Raw genomic sequence first — 321 nt, forward strand, 5'->3', positions numbered from 1 at the left:
GGTACTGGTTGACCGGCAGACTGAGGATCGACAGGCCACCCGCGAGCATGATCACCAAGGCGATCACCCACGCGAAAATGGGCCTATCAATGAAAAACTTCGACATTACGAATCCCCTTGATCAGCCCTTGCTGTCGGTTTTCGCCGGAGCGGCGTCGGCCTTCTGCGCGGACGCGACATTCTTCGCCGGCACGGTCTTCACCTCGACACCCGGCTGCACGAACTGCAGGCCTTCGGTAATGATCTTGTCGCCGGCGTTCAGGCCTTCGGTAACCAGCCACTTGTCGCCGATCACCCGGTCGGCCTTGATCACCCGCAGCT

General features: G+C 60.4%; 2 protein-coding genes. Both read right to left on the minus strand.

Going from position 1 to position 321, the window contains the following annotated elements; all coding sequences use genetic code 11:
• Positions 1-106 (minus strand): efflux RND transporter permease subunit (locus tag BST14_RS31935; RefSeq protein ID WP_211280848.1); only part of this gene is annotated, 106 nt, incomplete at its 3' end.
• Positions 107-121: 15 nt separating this feature from the next.
• Positions 122-321: permuted SH3 domain-containing protein (locus BST14_RS31940; protein ID WP_497795598.1), on the minus strand; the 200-nt coding region annotated here is incomplete at its 5' end.

Source organism: Mycobacterium arosiense ATCC BAA-1401 = DSM 45069, assembly GCF_002086125.1.
Taxonomy (GTDB): domain Bacteria; phylum Actinomycetota; class Actinomycetes; order Mycobacteriales; family Mycobacteriaceae; genus Mycobacterium; species Mycobacterium arosiense.